Source organism: Aeromonas salmonicida subsp. salmonicida, from assembly GCF_001643305.1.
GTDB lineage: Bacteria > Pseudomonadota > Gammaproteobacteria > Enterobacterales > Aeromonadaceae > Aeromonas > Aeromonas salmonicida.
The window spans coordinates 22,178-43,524 of record NZ_LSGW01000060.1 but is presented as its reverse complement, the minus strand read 5'-3'; the positions used below and the strand labels follow the sequence as shown (position 1 = coordinate 43,524).

Sequence of the window (21,347 nt, the reverse complement as noted above, 5' to 3'; positions counted from 1 at the left end):
CCACCTCGCCAGCAAACAAGAACAGGCAGGCAGCCCCGCCGGATAAAATAGTGAACTGCCACTCTATACCAATTTTCCTGCCGCCGGGAACAGGGCCGTCGCAGATCAGCAGTACTGGCCGGCCACCCAGCCGGAAGACCAGGCCCACTGGAAGTTATAGCCCCCGAGCCAGCCGGTCACGTCCACCACCTCGCCGATGAAGTAGAGACCGGGCACCTTGCGCACTTCCATGGTCTTGGAGGAGAGCTCGTTGGTATCCACGCCGCCCAGGGTCACCTCGGCGGTGCGATAGCCTTCGGTGCCGTTCGGCAGTATCTGCCAATCCCCCAGCAGGGTGGCGATGGCCTCCAGCTCTCGCTCGTTGTACTGGCGCATCGGTTTGCTATTGAGCTGACCCAGCTCCACCAGCTTGTCGACGAAACGCTTGGGCAACTCGCGACCCAGCACGGTTTTCAACTCCTGGGCAGGATGAGCCAGCGCCCATGCCTTGAGGGCCATAGGAATATCCAGCTCGGGCAGCAAGTTGATATGGATCTTCTCCCCCGCCAGCCAGAAGGAGGAGATCTGCAGTATGACGGGGCCGGAGAGACCGCGATGGGTAAACAGCATGGCCTCTTTGAAGCGGGTGCCATCCTCGGCGGTCACCGCCACCGGCAGGCTGACACCCGCCAGATCGGCAAAGGCCTCTTTCTCGGCTTGATGCAGGGTAAACGGCACCAGACCGGCGCGAGTGGGAAGCACATTGAGGCCAAACTGCTCCGCCAGCTTGAAACCATAGGGAGTCGCGCCCAGCTTGGGCATGGAGAGGCCGCCAGTGGCTACCACCAGAGAGTGGCAGCTCACCTCCCCCTTGCTGGTACCGAGCACAAAACCGGCCTCGGTCCTGGTGACCGACAGGATCTCGGTCTGGAACTGCAGGGTGACGCCAGCCCAGTCGCACTCGGTGAGCAGCACATCGACTATCTCCTTGGCACTCTCGTCACAGAACAGCTGGCCCAGGGTCTTCTCGTGGTAGTTGACCCCGTGCCTGTCCACCAGGTCGATGAAGTCCTGCTGGGTGTAGCGTGCCAGTGCCGATTTGCAGAAATGGGGATTGCCCGAGAGGAAGGCGTGGGGCCCGGCCTGATGGTTGGTGAAGTTGCAACGACCACCACCGCTGATGAGGATCTTGCGACCCGGCTTCTTGGCGTTGTCGAGCACCAGCACGGAGCGCCCGCGATAACCCGCCTGCTGGGCACACATCAAACCGGCCGCACCGGCCCCGATCACCACCACATCCACTTGCATCATCACTGCCCTACTCATCAGACGGCCAAACACGCGACCAAAAAAACCACCGCAACGGCAACTCATAAAAAACAAAAAACGGCCCATAAAAAGAACCGTTATTGTGCCCGGCAAGAACCACCGCAACGGCAACTCGTAAAAAACAAAAAACGGCCCATAAAGGGGCCGTTATTGTACTGGGTGAACACTAAGTGTCCACGACTATCAGGCGTTGCCATCCATGACGCTGGCGGGGGCACCCTTGGCCAGCTCGGCCAGCTCCTTGTCGATGAAGTAGAGACCCTTGCCATCTTCGCCCACCAGCGACAGACGGTCGACGATGCTCTTGAACAGCTTCTCCTCTTCATGCTGCTCGGCCACGTACCATTGCAGGAAGTTGAAGGTGGAGTAGTCCTGAGTGGTGAATGCCACGTGAGCCAAGCCATTGATGCACTGGGTGATGTGATATTCGTGTTCGAGGGTGTTACGGAAAATATCGCCCAGGGATTTGAATTCGTGGGGAGGCGCATCGATGGCGCCCAGCATCGGCATGGCGCCGGTCTCGCTCACGTAGGTGAACAGACGCTCCATGTGCTGGCGCTCCTCGACGGCGTGCTGACGCAGGAAGGTGGCGGCACCTTCGAAACCCTTGTCCTCACACCAGGCGCTCATCTGCAGGTAGAGATTGGAGGAATAGAATTCAAGATTAATCTGCTCGTTCAACTTCTCGATCATGGCTTTTGCCAACATGCTGATTCTCCACTGTGATTTGATCACGATTGTCGCCACTGTTTTAACACGAATCAACCAGATACGGCGGTCAAACTGCTCAGTTGTGACCGTTTTTCGCCTCATCCTATCCCCCATACAGGTATAGAGAAGCAAAGAAACATGGTGTACGTTGATTCAGCCATTATGATGGCGCCAGTGGTCAGGGAAAGGATTCAATGAGATTCATAACGGCACTGGCACTGCTCTGGATAACCCAGTTGCAGGCCGCTCCCTCCTTGCTGGAAGAGGCTGAATTGCAGGCGGCGTGCGATCCCGTCGGCTATCTGCAACGCCTCGATGCCAACCCGCAGCAGGATATGGAGCTGTTTTATGCCAGAGCCCTGGCCCAGGCAGCCCTGGGTCACTATCCGCAGGCCCTGCTCGACAATGCCAGAGCCCGCGAGCTGGCCAGTGCCCAGCAGCAACCCCTGCGCCTGCTGGATTTTCAGCTGCAAGAGGTTGCCCTGATCCTGGATACAGAGGCACCTGATGAAGCCCTCCGTCTGCTGGCCCGGCTCAAACCCGCCGTTATCGACCACCCAATGCAAGCATCTGAATGGCATGCCCTGAACGGGCTGGCACTCTATCGCACCCAGCAGTTGAAAGAGGCGATCGCCGAACTCAAGACTGCCTTTCGCCTCAAGCAATCCGCACGAGACAAACCGGTTGCCCGCCTGGACTCAGCCCGCCTCTTGATGACCCTGGGCAACCTCTATGCCGACCTGAGTCTGCCCAGAGAGGCGGAAACCTATTATCGGGAAGCCCTTCAGCAGATGGTGCAGCTGGACGAGCCAAACAGCCAGACCATCATCAAAGCCAACATGGCACGGCTCTACATAGACACTGATCGCCCCACCCAGGCCAGACAACTGCTTGACAGCCTGCTGGCTACCCCCCATCTGGCGCCGGATTACCGCGCCATCATCCTCGGCTATCAGGCCATGGCGCTCAACGCCCAGGGTGACTGGACGGCAGCCCTGCGCAGTCTGGACGAAGCGCAGGCACTCTATCAGCAGTTGGGATATCAGGATGCGGGGGAACGCCTGCTCGAGACACGGGTCAAGGCATTGCAGGGCCGGGGAGAGATACAGCTGGCGTTGCAACTGCTGACGTCCCAGGGCCACCCCAGCGCCGGCAGCAAGGCATTGCAAGCCAGCATGCCGCCACCTTTCAGGCCGAGATGGATCTGGCCCGCAGCGAGGCCAACAACCGGGTGCTGCAAGAGGAGAACGAGCGCAAGCGCCAGCAGCTGCTGCACCAACAGAGCGCCCGCAACTACCAGCTGATGCTGGTCGGCCTGCTGGCGGGCGCCCTGCTCCTGCTCGGCATCACCACCCACAGGCTGCACCGCAGCTCACGCCACCTCTACAAGCTTGCCACCTTCGATCAGCTGACCGAGCTGCCAAACCGCCGCGCCCTGCTGGAACGGCTTGCCATCCAGTGGCAACTGGAAGACCCGCTCACCCTGCTCATCATCGATATCGATCACTTCAAGCAGATCAATGACAGACACGGGCATCAGGCGGGTGATCGGGCCATCCAGCGGCTGGCGCGAGAGCTGAGCGACTGGGCCCCGGACGCACAGCTGATAGGGCGCTGGGGAGGCGAGGAGTTTCTGGTGGCGGTACCACTGGCGGCAGAGGATTGCTGGCACCTGGCAGAGCAGTTACGCCTGAGGATTTCCCAGCTGGACACACCGCACATGACCATCAGCATCGGCATAGCGGGGCGTTCAGAGGCTGATGAGGGGCTTGGCCCGCTGATCCACCGCGCCGACATGGCTATGTATCAAGCCAAGCGCCAGGGCCGCAACCAGACCATATTGGCGACAACCCCTTCGGCGCAGGATGAACTGACCAGCAGCGTGGCCTGACGGTCAGTGAGCACGGCCACCCGCGCAGAATGAAACCAGGATAACTTGACCAGCCGGGCGGGATCAGGGCACCAGCTCGGTCAGGGACGCCACATCCACCGGCGCCCCATAGTCGACACCGGGCAGCTCAAAACCGTTGAGCTGCATGAAATCCTGCCGCAAGCCGGCAAAATCCCCCAGGGTATGGAAGTTGTCCGGCGTCACCTTGGACCAGAGTGTCGAGACGGCGGCCTGAATGGCCGGGTCCAGCTCGTGGTCATCCATCCGGATCAGCCGGTTGCCATCGGCCACCACGCCCTGCGGCCCGTACATCTTGCTGGCAAACAGCCGCTGCATCTGCTCGATGCAGCCCTCGTGCACGCCGCGCTCCTTCATCACCCCCATCAGCAAGCCGAGGTAAACCGGCAGCACAGGGATATAGGCGCTAGCCTTGGTCACCAGCGCCTTGCAGACCGACACCCAGGCGTGGCCGCCCAGTTCTGCCAGTTGCAGGTTGATGGCCTCGGCGGTGGCATGCAGGTGCTCCTTGGCGTAGCCGATAGTGCCGTCCCGATAGAGGGGATAGGTGGATTCCGGGCCTATGTAGGAGTAGGCCACAGTCCGGGCGCCGGGGGCGAGGCAATCTGCCTGCTGCAACGCCAGCATCCAGAGCTGCCAGTCCTCGCCGCCCATGACGGTGACTGTGTCGCGGATCTCCTCCGGGGTGGCTGGCGCCAGGGATTGTTGCACCAGCTTGTCCTGCTCCAGATCCAGCCCCCAGCCGCTGAAAGGCTGGCCTGTGGTCTTGAGTGCGGAGCGCACCTGACGGCCATCCGGCAATACCCGGATACCGCTGGCCAGCGAGTAGATCACCAGATCCACCTGCCCCAGCTGCTGGCGAATGCTGTCGATGGCCTGCTGGCGCATGGCATCGGAAAAGGCATCGCCTATCAGGTTGACGGCGACTCGCCCCTCCTGCTCCGCCGCCTGCCGAAACCAGATATTGTTGTACCAGCCTGCGCTGCCGAGCCCCTTGTCGGACGGGCCTCGCTCGAACGAGACGCCGACGGTATCGGCACCGGCCCCGAAGGTCAGCGCTATGCGGGAAGCCAGCCCGAAGCCAGAGGAGGCACCGAGCACCAGCACCCGCTTGGGCCCGTTGAAACTGCCCGCAGCTTTGACGCTGGATATCTGCTGCAACACGGCGGCCCGACAGCCGATGGGATGACAGTTGCGGGCAACGCAACCCTGGATCTGGGGATGAATGATCATGACGGGATCTCCAAAGGAACTGGCTACAGCATAACCAAGAAGTTGCGGATTACCTTGATGTCGGGCGGGATATGGGCAGTAAGGAGGCAGAAAAACAAGAGGGAGCGCGAGGCTCCCCAAAGCGGTATTCAGATGCTTTTTATTGTTTTGTGTTCATTGCGAAGCACGGGCACATCCTATGCCTGCCACCCTCGCCGGGCAAGTCGAGGGGTGTGACTCAGGTCAAACCCCTGTTCGATTTATAGACAATTTATGACGCATGACATAGAAGAAGCCCCATAAGAAACTCATTTAAATCCCAAAACTGTGTCGAGAACGCCATTTTAGTTTCATCAGACATTGGTATAGTGAACTCAGGATCAGTGAGGAGAATTCCCATGAATGGAACCTATTACCAACACATACTGGCCGCTATCGACCTGTCGGAAGATAACCGCAAGGTGATCGAGAAGGCGGTGGATCGGGCCCGTTCCAACGGCGCCAAGCTGTCCGTGATCCATGTTGATGTGGACCTCAAGGATCTCTACACCGAGATGATCGATATCGACATCGACAACGTGCAGGATCAAGTGATCGCCGAAGCGAAAGAGAAGCTGGAGACCTTCCTGGCCTCGGTGGACTACCCCATCGAGAAGAAGCTGGTGATCTGCGGTGATCTGAGCGAACGGGTCAACCAAGCGGTCAAGGATTACCAGATAGACCTGCTGGTGTGCGGACATCGTCAAAGCTTCTGGAGCCTGCTTACCTCCAGTGCCCGTCAGCTGATGAATACGGTACCCTGCGACCTGCTGGTCGTTCCCTTGCAGAAGTGATCAAACTGGCGTAGTTTTATTTGCCATGAATATGACCATCTTCAATCACAACTACTGGTGGTGCTGCTTCTAAACAGGCGGCACTGCTTTTCTATGTAAAATATCCCAAAGAAAACACCGTGACCGCCGAGAGGCGGTCATTGTTTTGAGCCCTTTGTCGCCTCCCGGTCCACCCCACTGGAGAGAGTGACATGCACAACCCCATCATACTGACCGGCGATCGTCCCACCGGCAAACTGCACATAGGCCACTACGTCGGCTCATTGCGTCAGCGCGTGGAAGCCCAGCACCACTACCGCCAATTCGTGATGATCGCCGATCTGCAGGCACTGACCGACAACGGCCACAATCCGGCCAAGGTGACCGACAACGTGCTGGAGGTGATGGCCGATTACCTGGCAGCCGGCCTGGATCCTGCAAAGACCACCTTCTGCCTGCAAAGCGCCCTGCCCGCCCTCGCCGAGCTCACCACCTATTACCTCAATCTGGTCAGCGTCGCCCGACTGGAGCGCAACCCCACCGTCAAGGCGGAGATCCAGCAGAAAGGGTTCGAGCGAAGCCTGCCGGCGGGCTTTTTGATCTACCCGGTCAGCCAGGCCGCCGACATCACCGCCTTTCGCGCCACCCATGTGCCTGTGGGTGAAGATCAGCTGCCCATGCTGGAGCAGACCAACGAGATAGTCCGCCGCTTCAACGCTCTGGTGGGTAAAGAGGTGCTGACAGAGTGCCAGCCAATCCTGAGCGACACCGGCCGTCTGCCCGGCATAGACGGCAAGGCCAAGATGTCCAAGTCCCTCGGCAACACCATAGAGCTCGGCATGTCAGCGGAAGAGGTCAAGCAAGCGGTGTTCGCCATGTATACCGATCCCAATCACCTCAAGGTGAGCGACCCGGGTCAAGTGGAGGGCAATACGGTATTCGCCTATCTGGATGCCTTCCATCCCGACAAGATGCTGGTGGCGGAGATGAAGGTCCATTACCAGCGCGGCGGGCTCGGCGACATGCGCTGTAAGCAGGTGCTGAACGACTGCCTGCAAACCCTGCTCGCCCCCATGCGGGCGCGACGACAGGCAGCGCTTGCCGACAAGCGTCAGCTGCTGCAGCTGTTGCAGCAAGGCACGCTGCAGGCCCGTGCGCTCACCGACGAGGTGCTGGCGGAGGTGAAAAGTGCCATGGGGCTGGATTACTTCGCCGGGCTGGATTGATCCGCACTGCGCTGGGCCACACTGCCCAGCGCATCCGCGCCATAGCGCTCGAAGGCAAGTCGGTGCAGCAACCCCTTGAACCAGCCAATGGCCTGGTCATGGGCGGTGAGCGGGTGGCCCGCCATCAGGTAGACGATGGGGATCTCCGGGTTCAGCTGATGCAGGCGCAGCGGGTAGTAGCGGCAGAAGTGGCGCCCTATCATCTCGGGTACCACCACCAGGTAGCGGCCGGTCGCCATCAGGGGCGGTACCGCCATAAAACTCGGCAGCCGCACCCCCAGCTCACGCTCAACCCCGAAACGGGCCAGCCAGAGATCCACCATGGCCTGACTGTGACCCCAGCTGGAGGTATGGATGTGAGGGCGGCTGACCAGTTCGGCAGGCCCCAGCACCTCGGGCAACTCACTGCCCAGCGGTGACAAACAGACCAGCGGGTTGTTGAACCAGGGCTCGCGCCACAGCCGGGGCGAGAAGTGATTGGCATCGGCGAACCCGATCACCAGATCCAGCTCCCCCTTCTCCAGCTCCCGCTCGTAGTCACTGTCTGCCAGCTCGCACACCTCCAGCCGGCAGTGTGGTGCCTGCCGGTGCAACTGTTCCACCAGCGCCGGTACCAGGCCGTGCTCCACCGAACCCGGGGTGGCGATGCGAAAGATCCGCCGCGCGCTGGCGGGATCGAACCCCTCCGCCTGCCGCAATCCCTGTTCCAGCATGGCCAGCGCCTGACGCACGGGTCCTGCCAAGGTCTTGGCTCGCTCGGTCGGCATCATTTCGCGCCGACTCATGACGAACAAGGGGTCATCCAGCGCCTGCCGCAACCGCCCCAGCGCGTGGCTGACGGTGGACTGGGAGAGGTGCAGACGCTCGGCGGCGCGGGTGACGTTTCGCTCCTGCATCAGCATGTCGAACACGGTCAGCAAGTTGAGGTCGAGGCGGGAGAGAGGGAGTTCCATCGATATCTGCCATAGTTGAATGACGACAATTCATTTTTGGCATAGTAGCAGATTGCATAGAATGCGCTGGCGAATTACATCGGAGATTAACATGCGTAGCTATCTGTTGTTGCTGGCGATTGGCCTGTTGTGGGGCTCCCAGTTCATTTTCATGCATCAGGCCGTGACCGAGTTGCCCCCCATCATGGTGGCGGCCGGACGAGCCTTGTGCGGCAGCCTGACCCTGGGTCTGCTCTGCCTGTTCATGCGTCTCAAGAGCGAGCACACACCATGGCGCACTTACATGCTGATCGCCCTGCTCGATGCCACCCTGCCCTTCATCATGGTGGCCTGGGGTCAACAGTATGTGGATAGCGCCATCGCCGCCGTGGTAATGGGTTGTATCCCCTTTGTCACCATCTTGATGGCCCCTCTGTTGCTTTCCGGTGAAAAAATCACCAAGGGCGGTCTGGTCTCGGTGATCATCGGCTTCATCGGTGTGCTGGTGCTGTTCTGGCCGAAACTGGCCAACGGCATGAACGCCGGCCTGCTCGGCGCCGTGGCCATACTGTTCGGGGCCAGCTGCTTTGCCATCGGCCTGCTGATGATCAAGCGCTTCGCCAAGGACCACCCTGTGGTGGTGGCGCGCAACATACTGATCTCTTCGGCTATCCAGCTGATGCTGGCGGCCCCCTTCCTGACCGATCTGAGTGCGCTCACCATGCCGAGCCAGCATGCCATCAGCGCCGTTGTCGTGCTGGGTGTCTTCTGTACCGGTCTGGTCTACTTCCTCTACATGGCGCTGATCCAGAAGGCGGGCCCGACCTTTGCCTCCTTCAGCAACTATCTGGTGCCGCTGTTCGGCGTCATGCTGGGTGCCATGTTCCTCGGCGAGCAAATCCAGTCCACCACGGGTGTGGCACTGGCCCTGATCCTGGGCTCGGTCGCGCTGAACCAGTGGGCACAGCAACGACGCGCCCAGCGGGAGGCTGCCCTATGTCAGGCATCCTGACCACCTTGTGTGGTGGCCTGGTGCTGATTGCCGGTTGGCAATATCGCCACCGGCTGGCCGGCCTGCTCGGCCTGCTGATGGTGCTACTGCCCTGGTTCTTCGACAGCAAGCTGCAAGCCATGCTGAGCTATGCGTTGAGTGTCTGACATCCATCTCTGAATGTGTGACGAGAGTGTATCTCTCCTGTTTTTGGGACCGTTTTAAAAAAACCTCCGATTTGTCCCCTCTACCGGCGCTCTGCGCCGGTTTTTTTATTTCTGCATTTTCATGCTCTTGCATTGGACAGGTGTCCGACGTGAGGGTCACCTCAGGTAGCGATAACTGAGGCGCTCATTCTTGCGCGGGCCTGTGATCTCCCAGCTCAGCAGAAAACCACTGTCGCTCTCGGTCAGCTCGGCACTGTAATGATCCTGGCCACACAGATGCGGCTCAGCGGTCAGCCAGCCCCCCTGATGATCGGTCACCTCCACATCACCCTCACCACGACCACACCAGTCAGTCGCGGAACCCGCACCATTGCTTGCCTCGAAGGCAAAGGCGCGGATCTGTGGCAACTGGTGCCATAAACGCTGGATCACAGCTTCCATCTCGGCCATCATAGCGCCCTCAAAATTGACAACTGACGATAAATCAAACACATGAACTATTTGATAGGGGTTACCCTGCTCTGGTCATTCTCCTTCAGCCTGATCGGGGTCTATCTCGCCGGCCAGGTGGATGCCTACTTCTTCGTGCTGACGCGCATCGTCCTTGCCAGTCTGGTGTTTCTGCCCTTCCTCAGACGCCGCTGGCTGCGGCCTGATTTCGCACTCAAGCTGATGGGACTCGGCGCCATCCAGCTCGGCATCATGTATCTGTTCTACTACCAGTCCTTCCTGCTGTTGACGGTGCCGGAAGTGCTGGTGTTCACCATCTTCACCCCCCTCTACGTCACCCTGCTGCACGACCTGCTGGAGCGCCGCTTCAAGCCTGTTTATCTGTGGGGCGCCCTGCTGGCGGTGCTGGGGGCAGCCGTCATCCGCTTCGACGGGCTGACCGAAAGCTATGTACTGGGATTCCTGGTGGTGCAGGGTGCCAACCTCAGCTTCGCCATGGGACAAGTGGGCTACAAGGTACTGCTGGCACGGGAAGCACAGCAACCGCCACAGCAGGCGGTATTCGGCTGCTTCTATCTGGGAGCACTGGCTGTCGCCCTGCCCGCCTGGTGGCTGCTGGGCAAGCCGCAGTATCCGACTTCCGGTCTACAGTGGGGCATTTTGCTCTGGCTGGGGGTGGGAGCCTCCGGCCTCGGCTACTTCCTGTGGAACAAGGGCGCGACCAAGGTCAGCAGCGGTGTGCTGGCCATCATGAACAACGCACTGATCCCGGCGGGCCTGCTGGTCAATCTGTTGATCTGGGGCAAGGATACCAATCTCGCCAGGCTGGCCATTGGCGGCCTGCTGATGCTGGCCTCCCTCTGGATCTGTCAGCGCGCCAGCGTGAGCAAGCATTAACCAACGACGGCATTGTGCTCCCGTCTGGCCTGACCGTGGCAGGTCGCCAGCCGGGCCAGCAAGTGATCGATATGCTCGCCGGCCTGGCTCTGCACCAGCCCGACACTGACGGTCACAGGCCGCTGCGGCAGCAGGCTGGCATCGGCGATCTCGAGGCGCAATCGCTCGGCAATCTCGAGGCCACTCAAGCGATCTGTCTGGGAGAGCATCAGGATGAAACCGTCCTGGTCCCAGCGGGCGAAGGGATCTTCCCGCCGCAGCTCGTGGCGCACCATGCGCGCCAGCTTGGCCAGCATGGCATCACAGGCCGCTTCGCCAAACAGTTGCTGGATCTTGGCACTGTGGTCGACGGTAAACTGCAACAGGCTGAAACTGCCGCTCTCGGTCGCCAGCCGCTCGTCGAGCAGCTGTTCGAAGTGGCTTCGGCTCTCCAGTCCGGTAAGGGGATCCGTGCCATGCCGCTCTTCCGCCACCGGCTGTGACTCGAGCAGGCGCACCACCCCCAACACCTGACCGTGAACATCGCGCCGGGCCCGCTCTTCCAGCCGAACGTAATGACCGTCGTGATGCAGGATGCGGTACTCGAGCCGGATCTGGGGCACTCGCCCGCTCTGACAGGCAGCGAGAGCCTCCTGCAGCACAGCCACATCGTCGGGATGCACCCGTTCCAGCCAGCCGAGATCGTCCAGACCGGTTTCATTCAATCCCAGCAGACGCAGACAGGAGAGATCCCGCTGCACACCCTGTTGCGGGCTCCAGCTCCAGAGTCCCGCCTCCAGCAGAGCCATGGCATCCGCCATCAGCGTCGGATCAAACCGGGTGACCACTTCCCTCAGGGGAGCCTTGAGCATGTCCATCGAATGCCTCGAAACCGAATCTGAATACCTGCTCAATAAGTAACATTGGCTCTCGCGCCGAGCAACAGGGTCAACTCGCTTTTCCCTGATAACCGCTCATCAGCGCCTGCCAGTTTTCCGGCACGAAGTGAAAACTGGTGTGCAATTGGGACTCTTTACTGAAGGAGCGTTGCAGCCGCTCCAGATTGGCCTGCTGCCAGCTGCCCGGGGAACGGATCGCCCCCTTGTCGAAGTCGATCACCCACACCTTGCCCTCCTTGTCGAGCAGCAGATTGTGGCTGTTGAGATCCGCATGATAGACACCCGCATCGTGCAGCTGGCGCACCGTCTGACCTACCTTGTGCCACACCTGGTCGGCGATCGGCCCCTGCTTGAGCAGGGCCACCAGGTCCTTGGCACCGCGAATGCGTTCGATAAGGATATCGGCGCGATAGAAGGGGCCCTGCTTGACCATGCGGGCCGCAAACGGGCGCGGCACCGGCAAGCCCTGCTCGCTCAACTTGGCCAGCAGAGTGTATTCGGCCATGGCCCGGCTGGATTCCACCCCCTCGAACCAGAAGCGATCCCGCACCACCTTGCCCACCATGCCGCCACGATAGTAATGACGCAGCACCAGATGACGGGATTCATCCTTCACGAACCAGGTCACACCGCGTCCTATGGCAGAACCCACCACCTGGCGATGTGTCTGCCACCAGGCCGGATCAAACAGCTCGGGAGAAGGGTCACGAAAAACCCCTTCGGCGTACCAGCAGATCTGGTTGTGTTCGGTCTGTATTCGCATCTTGGTGATTCCGGTCGGTCAGTAATCGCAATGGTTCGATTCACGATAAGGCGGCTTGCCAGCACGGACCCGTGCACCTTGTTAGGAGCAGGGCCGGTACCGGCTGCCAGTTGCGCGCAATTTTACAATCCACAGGGGAGTTTGCATAATGCCATCCATCCATTTTTCCACCATTGCGCCACATCATGCCGCTGTTCCAAACGCCGCCTTCTTCTATCTGCATACTGCGGCTCTCCGCCATCGGGGATTGCTGCCACGCGCTGGCGCTGGTGCGCGTCATCCAGCGGGCCTGGCCCCAGACTCGCATCACCTGGATCACCGGCAAAATCGAAGCGACCCTGTTTGCCGACTTGCCCGGGGTCGAGGTGATCGCCTTTGACAAGAGCAAGGGTTGGCGCGGTTATCTCGACCTGTGGCGCACCCTCAAGGGACGCAAGTTCGATGCGCTGCTCCACCTGCAGGCGGCCATGCGCGCCAGCATAGCGACGCTCGGTATCAAGGCCAGGGTCAAACTCGGTTTCGACAAGGCGCGCGCCAACGACGGTCAGTGGTTGTTCACCAACCACAGGGTTCCCTCCCCCACGTCTCCCCATGTACTGGACGGTTTCCTTGCCTTTGCCAAAGAGCTCGGCATCAAGGATTTGACGCCGGACTGGCAACTGCCCATCAGCGCCGAACATAAAATCTGGGCCAGGGAGAAAATCGGCGGCAAACCGACTCTGCTCATCTGCGCCGCCGCCAGCAAGGCATTCAAGAACTGGACTGCCGAAGGCTATGCTGCGCTGGCGGATCACGCGGCCAACAAGGGCTTTCAGGTCTACCTGTGCGGCGGCCCGGCCAAACTGGAGCGGGATCTGGCGGCCGACATACAGCGGCTGAGCCAGAGCAAACCGGTGGATCTGGTGGGGCAGACCAACCTCAAACAGCTGCTGGCCCTGATTGGTGAAGCGAGCCTGGTGCTGGCCCCGGATACGGGCCCCACCCACATGGCAACCCTGGTAGGCACACCTGTCATCGGCCTCTACGCCCACCACAATCCGGCTCGCACCGGCCCCTATTTGTGCCGTGACTACGTGGTCAGCGTCTATCAGGAACTGATCGAACAGGAAACCGGCAAGCCGCTGGCCGAGCTCGGCTGGCGCACCCGCCTCAAGGATCCGGATGCCATGGGCAAGATAGGGATTGAGAGGGTCATCGCCACCTTTGACCGGCTCTGCGCCGATCGTCACCTGCCCGGCTGAGGGCGATTCGGAAATTCCGAGCCATGAGGCAGGGATAACCTGATGGCCCCTGTCCCGCCTGCGGGGCAGAATGGCAGCCGATGTGGGTTACGCTCCCGCAGCAAGCAACGAATACTTTGATCGGCTGGAATATGATTCCAGCCGTTTTTTTATCCGCCGCCTTCTGATAAAATTCGCCGCCTTTACATCCTCCCGACTCAAGAATTTCCTGCGTTTTGCGTTTGGCTGTCTCCCTTTCGGGCACAAGACGGCGGCCTCTGCTACAACCAAAACGCAGCTCTAGATAATAAGGTAATGACATGGCGCAACAAGGCACTCTCTATATCATCTCCTCCCCGAGCGGGGCGGGTAAATCCAGCCTGCTCAATGCCTTGCTGACCAAACACAACCCGGCTGGCAAGATGCAACTGTCGGTTTCCCACACCACCCGCGCCACTCGTCCCGGCGAAGAGAACGGGGTGCACTACCACTTTGTGCAGGTGGAAGAGTTCAAGGAACTGATCGATCGCGGTGACTTTCTGGAGTGGGCAGAGGTATTTGGCAACTATTACGGCACCTCTCGCGCCGCCATTGAAGCCTGCCTGGCTCAGGGGATCGACGTCTTCCTCGACATCGACTGGCAGGGCGCCCGCCAGATCCGCGAGCAGATGCCGACCAAATCCATCTTCATTCTGCCCCCCAGCCGCGCCGAGCTGGAACAGCGCCTGATCGGGCGCGGTCAGGACAGCGCCGAGGTGATTGCCGGCCGGATGGCGAAAGCCATTGCCGAAATGGTGCACTACGACGAGTATGACTATGTCATTATCAACAAGGACTTTGAGCTGGCACTGTTCCAACTCAGGGCCATTATTGAGTGCCAACGGCTGGAAATGCGTCAGCAACAGCAGGCACAACAAAACTTGCTGCAACAGCTACTGGCAGAATAGGCCAAAAACAAGTAAACTTTTGCGTCATTTTTAAACACTGCTTTTTTAAACACAGAAAGCCCAAACACTGGAGTCCTGCATGGCACGCGTTACTGTAGAAGATGCTGTAAAACAGGTAGGTAACCGTTTTGACCTGGTGCTGGTCGCCGCCCGCCGCGCCCGCCAAATCGCGGTTCAAGGCAAAGATCCCCTGGTCGATGAAGAGAACGACAAGCCGACCGTGATCGCCCTGCGCGAGATCGAACTGGGTCTGGTGAACAATCAAGTGATGGATACCCAGGACCGTTACGAGCAGCAAGAACAGGAAGCCGCCGAACTGGCAGCCGTTGCTGCCATCGCCGAAGGCCGCGGTTAAGTAAGTAATTTCCCATGGTCGGCGCCCGCCCGGGTGCCGACTGTTCTTCCCATTTACAACCGCTCGAAAACCTCGCAAACTCAGGACTATTCCTCAATTCCACGGATTGCCGTTTCACCGCTGCGGGGACTGTCTTGTATTTATTTGAAAATCTTAAAGAAATAGCCAGTTCCTACCTGCCTCCAGAGCAGGTTGAGAAGCTCAGGCAAGCCTATGTGGTGGCCCGTGATGCCCACCAGGGACAGATGCGTTCCAGTGGCGAACCCTATATCACCCACCCGGTTGCCGTTGCCCGCATTCTCGGCGACATGCGACTCGATCACGAAACCCTGATGGCAGCCGTGCTGCACGACGTCATCGAAGATACCCCCGTGACCAAGGCCGATCTGGCCGCACTGTTTGGCGATGCCGTCGCCGAACTGGTGGCCGGTGTCTCCAAGCTCGACAAGTTGAAGTTTCGCGATCGCAAGGAAGCTCAGGCCGAAAACTTCCGCAAAATGGTGATGGCCATGACCCAGGATATCCGGGTCATCCTGATCAAGCTGGCCGACCGCACCCACAATATGCGTACTTTGGGTTCGCTGCGGCCGGACAAGCGCCGCCGCATTGCCCGCGAAACCCTCGAGATCTTCGCCCCCATCGCCAACCGCCTCGGTATTCATACCATGAAGAACGAGCTGGAAGAGCTGGGTTTCGAGGCGCTCTACCCCATGCGCTCACGGGTATTGCGAGAGTCGGTACGCCGCGCTCGCGGCAATCGTCGTGAAATCATCGACTCCATCCAGAGCGAGATCGAGGGCCGCCTGCATGAGGCCGGCATCGACTCCCAGGTGAGCGGCCGCGAGAAGAACCTGTTTTCCATCTACAACAAGATGGAGAAAAAAGAGCTGCAATTTCATGAGGTAATGGATATCTACGCCTTTCGCGTCAGAGTGAAGGACATAGATACCTGTTACCGGGTGCTGGGGCAGATGCACAGCCTCTACAAGCCGCGCCCCGGTCGCTTCAAGGATTACATCGCCATCCCCAAGACCAACGGCTATCAGTCGCTGCACACCTCGCTGGTGGGACCCCACGGGGTGCCGGTGGAGGTACAGATCCGCACCGAGTTCATGGATCAGATGGCCGATAAAGGGGTTGCTGCTCACTGGGCCTACAAGCAGGATGGCGACAGCTCGGGCACCACGGCCCAGATCCGCGCCCAGCGCTGGATGCAGAGCCTGCTGGAGCTGCAGCAGAGTGCCGGTAGCTCGTTTGAGTTCATCGAAGGGGTCAAGACAGACCTGTTCCCTGACGAGATCTACGTGTTCACTCCCGAAGGTCGCATCATGGAGCTGCCCACGGGAGCCACGCCGGTGGACTTCGCCTACACGGTACACACAGATATCGGCCACGCCTGTGTGGGGTCACGGGTTGACAGACATCCCTACCCCCTTAGCAGCCCGCTCTATTCGGGGCAGACGGTAGAGATCATCACGGCACCGGGCGCCCGTCCCAATGCGGCTTGGCTCAATTTCGTGGTGACCACCAAGGCCAGATCCAAAATCCGCCAGTTCCTCAAGAACCTGCGCACCGAAGAGTCTGTGGTGCTGGGCCGCCGCCTGCTCAACCATGCGCTTGGCGCCAAGAACATCGAAGACATTCCGGAACCCCGCATCAAGCAGGTGCTGGCCGATACCAAACACGAAAACCTGCAGGGTCTGCTGGCCGATGTGGGCCTGGGCAACGCCATGAGCGTCATGGTGGCACGCCGCATGCTGGGCGAACTGCCGCCGGAAGAGCAGCCCAAATCCAGCAGCAAGAAGATGCCGATCAAGGGTGCCGACGGCATGCTGGTCACCTTCGCCAACTGTTGCCGCCCGATCCCTGGGGATGCCATCATTGCCCACATCAGCCCGGGCAAGGGGCTGGTGATCCACCAGGAAGCCTGCCGCAATATCAAGGGCTACAGCCGCGAGCCGGACAAGTATCTGCCGGTACAGTGGGAGGTGGACAAGGATCAGGAGCAGGAATTCCGCACCGGCATCAGCGTAGAGATAGTCAACCATCAGGGTGCGCTGGCCGAGCTGGCCAACGTGATTGCCGCCACCGGCGCCAACATTCACGCCATCAGCACCGAAGAGAAGGATGGCCGTGTCTATCTGGTCACCCTGCTCATCACCACCAAGAGCCGCATCCACCTGGCCAACATCATGCGCAAGATCCGCGTAATGCCCAATGTGCTCAAGGTGAGCCGACAAAAGAACTGAAAACAGGCGGCGCAAGCCGCCTGCTGCTTTTATAGAGATAAGCCATGATCCCCGAATGCCTCAAGCAAATCAGTATCATACTGACCCAGCCTCAACCCGGCTCAACCCGCTTGCTGCGCACTCTTGGCACACCCGCCTCACCCTATAGAAACTGATATGACTCCTGAACGATTTAAACGGATTTCCGACATGCTGGCCCAGCGTCAGCTCGACTTGACCGTCTGCATGGAAGAGGTTCATAAACCTCACAACCTGGCCGCCATAGTGCGTACCGCCGATGCGATTGGCATCCACAGGGTGCATGCCGTCTGGCCCAAGACCTGGATCCACAAGCGCAAGGGCACGGCCCGCGGCAGCCAGAACTGGGTGGATGTGAAGCTGCACCCGGATATCGGCAGCGCCGTGGCCGAGCTGAAAGCCTCCGGCATGCAGATAGTGGCGACCCACCTCTCGGAGAGCTCTGTGGACTTTCGCACCATCGACTACACCAGACCCACTGCCATTCTGGTGGGTCAGGAGAAACACGGCATCGGTGAAGAGGCGCTGGCCCTGGCCGATCACCATATCGTCATCCCCATGGTGGGCATGGTGCAGTCCCTCAACGTTTCGGTGGCCGCCGCCGCCATCCTCTACGAGGCGCAGCGCCAGCGCGAGCTGGCCGGTTGCTATCAGCGCGGCTGCCCCCTCACGCTTGAAGAGCAGAACACTATCTTGTTCGAGGGGGGCTACCCCATCTATGCCCAGCTCTGCAAAGAGAAAGAGATGCCCTATCCCCAGCTCGGCCCGGCCGGCGAGATCCTGGCGGACGAGGCCTGGTGGCAACGGATGCAGCTGACCCGCAAGGGCTGGGCTGCACAACAGGAAGATCCCCAGGATATGGAGTATCCAACCGATGAAATTTAACTGTCTGCCCCTGCTGGCACTGACCCTGTTTTCTGCCGGAGCCCTTGCCGTGACCAATCCCTATCCGCTGACCTCCGAAGCCGAGGTCCCCGCTCTTTACCAGCAAACGCTGCCCGACTTCTGGCGTACACATGCTATCGAGGGGGAGTTCAAGGCCAGAGACGGCGTCACCATCCGCTATGCTGCCCTGCGCCAGGCCAAGGTGGATCGCGCCATCGTCATCGTCAATGGTCGGGTCGAGAGCTATCTCAAGTATCAGGAACTGGCCTGGGATCTGTGGCGCCAGGGCTACAGCCTCTATCTCATCGATCATCGGGGACAGGGCTTGTCCGACCGTATGCTGGCCGACAAGCAGAAAGGCTATGTTGCTGATTTCGAAGATTATGTGGTGGATCTCAAACAGTTCCACGACCAGGTCATCATGGCAGACCAGCCCGCAAAGCTGTTCCTGCTGGCTCACTCCATGGGCGGTGCCATCTCGGCGCTTTACCTGGAACGCTGGCCGGATGATATCAAGGCGGCCGTGCTCTCCTCCCCCATGATGGGCATCAACCTCGGCGGTCTGCCCAAATGGCTGGCACAGGGGCTCGCGGCCAGCATAGACACTGTCGGCAGCTGGCTGGGCGAACCACCCTATGGTCCCGGCCAAGGCAGCTACCAGTCACACGAATTTGCCGATAATGGCCTGAGCCACAGCGCGCCGCGCTATCAGGCGTTTCGCGATCTCTACGAACAGCACCCGCAAATCAAGCTGGGGGGGGTGACAGCACACTGGATCCGCGAAGGGATAGCCGCCGGAGATACCGCCATTGCCGCCGCAGATCGGATCAAGACGCCACTGCTGCTGCTGCAGGCGGGGGAAGACAGCGTGGTGGATAATGCCGCCCAGGATGCTTTCTGTGCCAAGGCCAGATGTGAAGGGGGCAAGCCGCTGCGGATAGAGGGCGCCTGGCATGAGCTGTTTATCGAGGCAGACCCTCAGCGTCAGGCCGCACTGAGCGCGACCCTGGCGTTCTTCGAGCGCTTCTAGCGCTGATTATTTTTTGGATCCCTAAATAAATGGGGTGACGCAAAACGCTGGGGTACACTGCCCCGGCGTTCAATTGATGCCGAGGTAATGATGTTCAAGGTAGTTGTATCCGATCTCGATGGCACCCTGCTCAACAAGCAGCACCAGATCTCCCCCCGCACCCGTGACACCCTGCACCGTCTGGTCGAACAGGGGATCAAGTTCGTGGTGGCCACTGGCCGGCACCATGTGGATGTGCGCAGCATTCGCGACACGCTCGGGCTGGACATCTACCTCATCACCTCCAACGGTGCCGTGGTGCACGACAAACAGGATCAACTCATCTTCAATCAGGCACTGCCAGCTGCCGTGGCCGCCGAGTTGATCGCGCTGGATCGCGACCCTTCCATCCACCTCAATGTCTACTATGGCGACGAGTGGCTGGTAGAAGAGGAATTGCCCTGGTTGCTGCAATTCCATGACGAGTCCGGCTTCACCTACCGCCTCACCGACCTCGCCACCCACCCGATGGACAAGGTCAACAAGGTCTTCTACATCGGCGAGCACGAAAAACTGCTGCGGATCGAGGCTCACCTCAACCAGCATTATGGTGATCGACTCAACGTCACCTTCTCCCTGCCGGACTGCCTCGAAGTGATGCACGCCGGGGTGCACAAGGGCAATGCCGTGCGCGCCGTGCTGGCACAGCATGGACTGGATATGTCTCAGGCCGTCGCGTTCGGGGATGGCATGAACGACTTCGAGATGCTGGACATGGTGGGCCGTGGCGTTGTGATGGGCAATGCCCACGACCGTCTCAAGCTCGCCTTGCCGGCACATGAGCAGACCCTGAGCTCGGACGAAGATGGGGTTGCCGTCTATCTGGAGCAGCTGTTCGCCCTCAGTACTGCTGGCGCAGCCTGACCCGTGACAGCATGGATACCACGACTGTGGTATCCATGCTGTTTGGCAGATATTTCAAATCGAGACACGGGCGAAATCTCCCCCAGCCTGAAACCTGTCCCACATCCCCTATCGCCTCACCAGATGAGGCTTTTCAGATTCAACTGCTCCAGCATGCTAGCGCTACTCTTCCACTCGAAACTCTGGTTGGCACCCCCGTAGCACTCCGCCAGCCGGAGCGGTGTGCCGGGCTTGTGGCGACGACCGGCGACATCCAGACACCGATCAACCTTGTGATTGAGCAGACGATCCGCCTGCCACTGCCATTGGCGGCTATCATCCTGACACTCAGCCAGCACGAGTTCGCTCACCCCCTTGGCCACCAGACAGCGCTGCTCAAGCTGCAGGGCGCCGGCATCCCAGTTGAACTGCTGTCGGGTTATCTTTTCACAAGGTTGAGTGATCAGTTGATCCTGGGCATTCAATGCCACACAAAAACCACCGCTGGTCATCAGGGCAGAGGGAGCATCGATGGCCTGCCTGGGGGCGGCGCCCATCAGGATTTCATCCGGCTTGGGTTTGTACGAGCAGCCGCTGAGGGCCACGACAACCAGCGCCAACATGCTGGCGCGAACTGTATTATGGTGCATATGACATTTTGGCCTGAAAAGTGTTCAATAATGCCCACTTTGCTGTGGGTCTGCGGCCCAGCATACCCGAAGCGGTAACAGGAAAGTGCCAACAGAAGTGTAAACAGACGTGACAGACGCAGAGATGGGGAGATGGGGAGATGATAAACGCCAGAAAGCGAAAAACCCCGCCGAAGCGAGGTTTTTCTGAATATGGTCGGTGATAAAGGATTCGAACCTTTGACCCTCTGGTCCCAAACCAGATGCGCTACCGGGCTGCGCTAATCACCGAGACAATTTTTTCACTGCAACACTCTTTCAAAACACCAAGACAACCACTTTCGGTCATCTTCATCATACAGCAAGTATGGTGCGAAGAGAGGGACTCGAACCCTCACACCCGGGGGGCACTAACACCTGAAGCTAGCGCGTCTACCAATTCCGCCACCTTCGCATACCTGACAAGCTGTAAAATGGGGTGGCTGATGGGGCTCGAACCCACGACAACCGGAATCACAATCCGGGACTCTACCAACTGAGCTACAGCCACCACAGCTGTTTTCCTTCCACAACACGCCCGTTTAACCGGCGCACTTTAAATGGTGCGCCCGACAGGATTCGAACCTGTGACCTCTGCCTCCGGAGGGCAGCGCTCTATCCAGCTGAGCTACGGGCGCTACGCTGTCGAACGGGGCGCATTATTGATGATGGGGGCAGGCTTGTCTACACTTTTTTGCTCCTGCCAAATCAACCGCTTGTTTTTCCATCGTTTATGGCGCTTTTTCACCATTTTTGTTTCATTCAGGCTGGATCCAGCTCTGCAACGCTAATTTGTTTCCCCCCTAATGGTGATGCATCCAGTAGTGGAACTTGACT

The 21,347-nt window shown here is 59.6% G+C and carries 20 protein-coding genes, 4 tRNA genes and 1 pseudogene; 13 read left to right on the top strand and 12 right to left on the bottom strand.

The window, feature by feature from the left end; translation table 11 throughout:
- Positions 1-105: 105 nt before the first annotated feature.
- Together AXW79_RS09965 and ftnA are read right to left on the bottom strand one after the other, a co-directional pair.
- Complete coding sequence (locus tag AXW79_RS09965) at positions 106-1,290, bottom strand: BaiN/RdsA family NAD(P)/FAD-dependent oxidoreductase (protein WP_005319435.1); 1,185 nt, start codon at positions 1,288-1,290, stop codon at positions 106-108.
- Positions 1,291-1,491: 201 nt separating this feature from the next.
- Positions 1,492-2,016, bottom strand: coding sequence for a non-heme ferritin (gene ftnA / locus AXW79_RS09960; RefSeq protein ID WP_005319436.1), 525 nt, complete (start codon positions 2,014-2,016; stop codon positions 1,492-1,494).
- 197 nt (positions 2,017-2,213) lie between these two features.
- Between ftnA and AXW79_RS09955 the strand changes: the two are divergent.
- A pseudogene (locus AXW79_RS09955) lies at positions 2,214-3,910 on the top strand (diguanylate cyclase domain-containing protein).
- A 63-nt stretch (positions 3,911-3,973) separates the two neighbouring features.
- Here AXW79_RS09955 and fabV read toward each other — a convergent pair.
- Positions 3,974-5,161 (bottom strand): enoyl-ACP reductase FabV, encoded by a 1,188-nt coding sequence (gene fabV, locus AXW79_RS09950; RefSeq protein ID WP_005319446.1) that lies wholly within the window; start codon positions 5,159-5,161, stop codon positions 3,974-3,976.
- Positions 5,162-5,538: 377 nt separating this feature from the next.
- Between fabV and AXW79_RS09945 the strand changes: the two genes are divergently transcribed.
- Both AXW79_RS09945 and trpS read left to right on the top strand, forming a co-directional pair.
- On the top strand, positions 5,539-5,973 hold the full coding sequence (locus AXW79_RS09945) for a universal stress protein (protein WP_005319449.1): 435 nt from the start codon (positions 5,539-5,541) through the stop codon (positions 5,971-5,973).
- Between the two features lie 191 nt (positions 5,974-6,164).
- On the top strand, positions 6,165-7,178 hold the full coding sequence (gene trpS, locus AXW79_RS09940; protein ID WP_005319451.1) for a tryptophan--tRNA ligase: 1,014 nt from the start codon (positions 6,165-6,167) through the stop codon (positions 7,176-7,178).
- Here trpS and AXW79_RS09935 read toward each other — a convergent pair.
- Positions 7,157-8,131: a LysR family transcriptional regulator gene (locus tag AXW79_RS09935; RefSeq protein ID WP_005319453.1), complete on the bottom strand. Its 975-nt coding sequence runs from the start codon at positions 8,129-8,131 to the stop codon at positions 7,157-7,159. The two genes, trpS and AXW79_RS09935, sit on opposite strands and share 22 nt — an antisense overlap.
- A 91-nt stretch (positions 8,132-8,222) precedes the next feature.
- Here AXW79_RS09935 and AXW79_RS09930 point away from each other — a divergent pair, with 91 nt between their 5' ends.
- The gene (locus AXW79_RS09930; protein WP_005319455.1) at positions 8,223-9,122 is read left to right on the top strand and encodes a DMT family transporter; all 900 of its coding nucleotides are present in this window, start codon (positions 8,223-8,225) and stop codon (positions 9,120-9,122) included.
- Positions 9,107-9,268 carry a hypothetical protein gene (locus tag AXW79_RS23310; protein ID WP_005319457.1) on the top strand — a complete coding sequence of 54 codons (162 nt, stop codon included), beginning with the start codon at positions 9,107-9,109 and terminating at the stop codon, positions 9,266-9,268. The genes AXW79_RS09930 and AXW79_RS23310 overlap by 16 nt, the downstream gene beginning before the upstream one ends.
- Before the next feature lie 156 nt (positions 9,269-9,424).
- On the opposite strand, the gene AXW79_RS09925 is transcribed toward AXW79_RS23310, so the two are convergent.
- On the bottom strand, positions 9,425-9,718 hold the full coding sequence (locus tag AXW79_RS09925; RefSeq protein ID WP_011898210.1) for a DUF6314 family protein: 294 nt from the start codon (positions 9,716-9,718) through the stop codon (positions 9,425-9,427).
- A gap of 42 nt (positions 9,719-9,760) precedes the next feature.
- Between AXW79_RS09925 and AXW79_RS09920 the strand changes: the two genes are divergently transcribed.
- Positions 9,761-10,615 (top strand): carboxylate/amino acid/amine transporter, encoded by an 855-nt coding sequence (locus AXW79_RS09920; protein ID WP_005319462.1) that lies wholly within the window; start codon positions 9,761-9,763, stop codon positions 10,613-10,615.
- Here AXW79_RS09920 and AXW79_RS09915 read toward each other — a convergent pair.
- The gene (locus AXW79_RS09915; RefSeq protein ID WP_005319463.1) at positions 10,612-11,472 is read right to left on the bottom strand and encodes a GGDEF domain-containing protein; all 861 of its coding nucleotides are present in this window, start codon (positions 11,470-11,472) and stop codon (positions 10,612-10,614) included. The two genes, AXW79_RS09920 and AXW79_RS09915, sit on opposite strands and share 4 nt — an antisense overlap.
- Before the next feature lie 70 nt (positions 11,473-11,542).
- Positions 11,543-12,256: a 3-deoxy-D-manno-octulosonic acid kinase gene (locus AXW79_RS09910; RefSeq protein ID WP_005319464.1), complete on the bottom strand. Its 714-nt coding sequence runs from the start codon at positions 12,254-12,256 to the stop codon at positions 11,543-11,545.
- Between the two features lie 173 nt (positions 12,257-12,429).
- Here AXW79_RS09910 and AXW79_RS09905 point away from each other — a divergent pair, with 173 nt between their 5' ends.
- From AXW79_RS09905 to AXW79_RS09870, 7 genes are all read left to right on the top strand, one after another.
- Positions 12,430-13,497: a glycosyltransferase family 9 protein gene (locus AXW79_RS09905; protein ID WP_020379606.1), complete on the top strand. Its 1,068-nt coding sequence runs from the start codon at positions 12,430-12,432 to the stop codon at positions 13,495-13,497.
- A gap of 299 nt (positions 13,498-13,796) precedes the next feature.
- The gene (gene gmk, locus AXW79_RS09895; RefSeq protein ID WP_005319469.1) at positions 13,797-14,423 is read left to right on the top strand and encodes a guanylate kinase; all 627 of its coding nucleotides are present in this window, start codon (positions 13,797-13,799) and stop codon (positions 14,421-14,423) included.
- Positions 14,424-14,502: 79 nt separating this feature from the next.
- Entirely contained in the window at positions 14,503-14,778 is a 276-nt protein-coding gene (gene rpoZ, locus AXW79_RS09890; RefSeq protein ID WP_005307060.1) for a DNA-directed RNA polymerase subunit omega, read from the top strand.
- Positions 14,779-14,912: 134 nt separating this feature from the next.
- Complete coding sequence (spoT, locus tag AXW79_RS09885; protein ID WP_005319472.1) at positions 14,913-17,027, top strand: bifunctional GTP diphosphokinase/guanosine-3',5'-bis pyrophosphate 3'-pyrophosphohydrolase; 2,115 nt, start codon at positions 14,913-14,915, stop codon at positions 17,025-17,027.
- Positions 17,028-17,183: 156 nt separating this feature from the next.
- Positions 17,184-17,930 carry a tRNA (guanosine(18)-2'-O)-methyltransferase TrmH gene (trmH, locus tag AXW79_RS09880; RefSeq protein ID WP_011898209.1) on the top strand — a complete coding sequence of 249 codons (747 nt, stop codon included), beginning with the start codon at positions 17,184-17,186 and terminating at the stop codon, positions 17,928-17,930.
- On the top strand, positions 17,920-18,960 hold the full coding sequence (locus AXW79_RS09875; protein WP_005319476.1) for an alpha/beta fold hydrolase: 1,041 nt from the start codon (positions 17,920-17,922) through the stop codon (positions 18,958-18,960). Before trmH ends, AXW79_RS09875 begins: the two co-directional genes overlap by 11 nt.
- Before the next feature lie 90 nt (positions 18,961-19,050).
- Entirely contained in the window at positions 19,051-19,863 is an 813-nt protein-coding gene (locus AXW79_RS09870) for a Cof-type HAD-IIB family hydrolase (RefSeq protein ID WP_034281594.1), read from the top strand.
- 116 nt (positions 19,864-19,979) lie between these two features.
- Here the strand turns inward: AXW79_RS09870 and AXW79_RS09865 are convergent, their stop codons facing one another.
- The 5 genes from AXW79_RS09865 to AXW79_RS09845 all read right to left on the bottom strand — a co-directional run bounded on the left by AXW79_RS09865 (position 19,980) and on the right by AXW79_RS09845 (position 21,148).
- A complete protein-coding gene (locus tag AXW79_RS09865; RefSeq protein ID WP_011898207.1) occupies positions 19,980-20,492 on the bottom strand; it encodes an RICIN domain-containing protein in 513 nt (170 codons plus the stop codon).
- Between the two features lie 193 nt (positions 20,493-20,685).
- Positions 20,686-20,762 (bottom strand) — tRNA-Pro (locus AXW79_RS09860).
- Positions 20,763-20,839: 77 nt separating this feature from the next.
- Positions 20,840-20,925: transfer RNA gene (locus tag AXW79_RS09855), tRNA-Leu, on the bottom strand.
- 20 nt (positions 20,926-20,945) lie between these two features.
- A tRNA-His gene (locus tag AXW79_RS09850) sits at positions 20,946-21,021 on the bottom strand.
- A gap of 50 nt (positions 21,022-21,071) precedes the next feature.
- Positions 21,072-21,148: transfer RNA gene (locus tag AXW79_RS09845), tRNA-Arg, on the bottom strand.
- Positions 21,149-21,347: the final 199 nt, after the last annotated feature.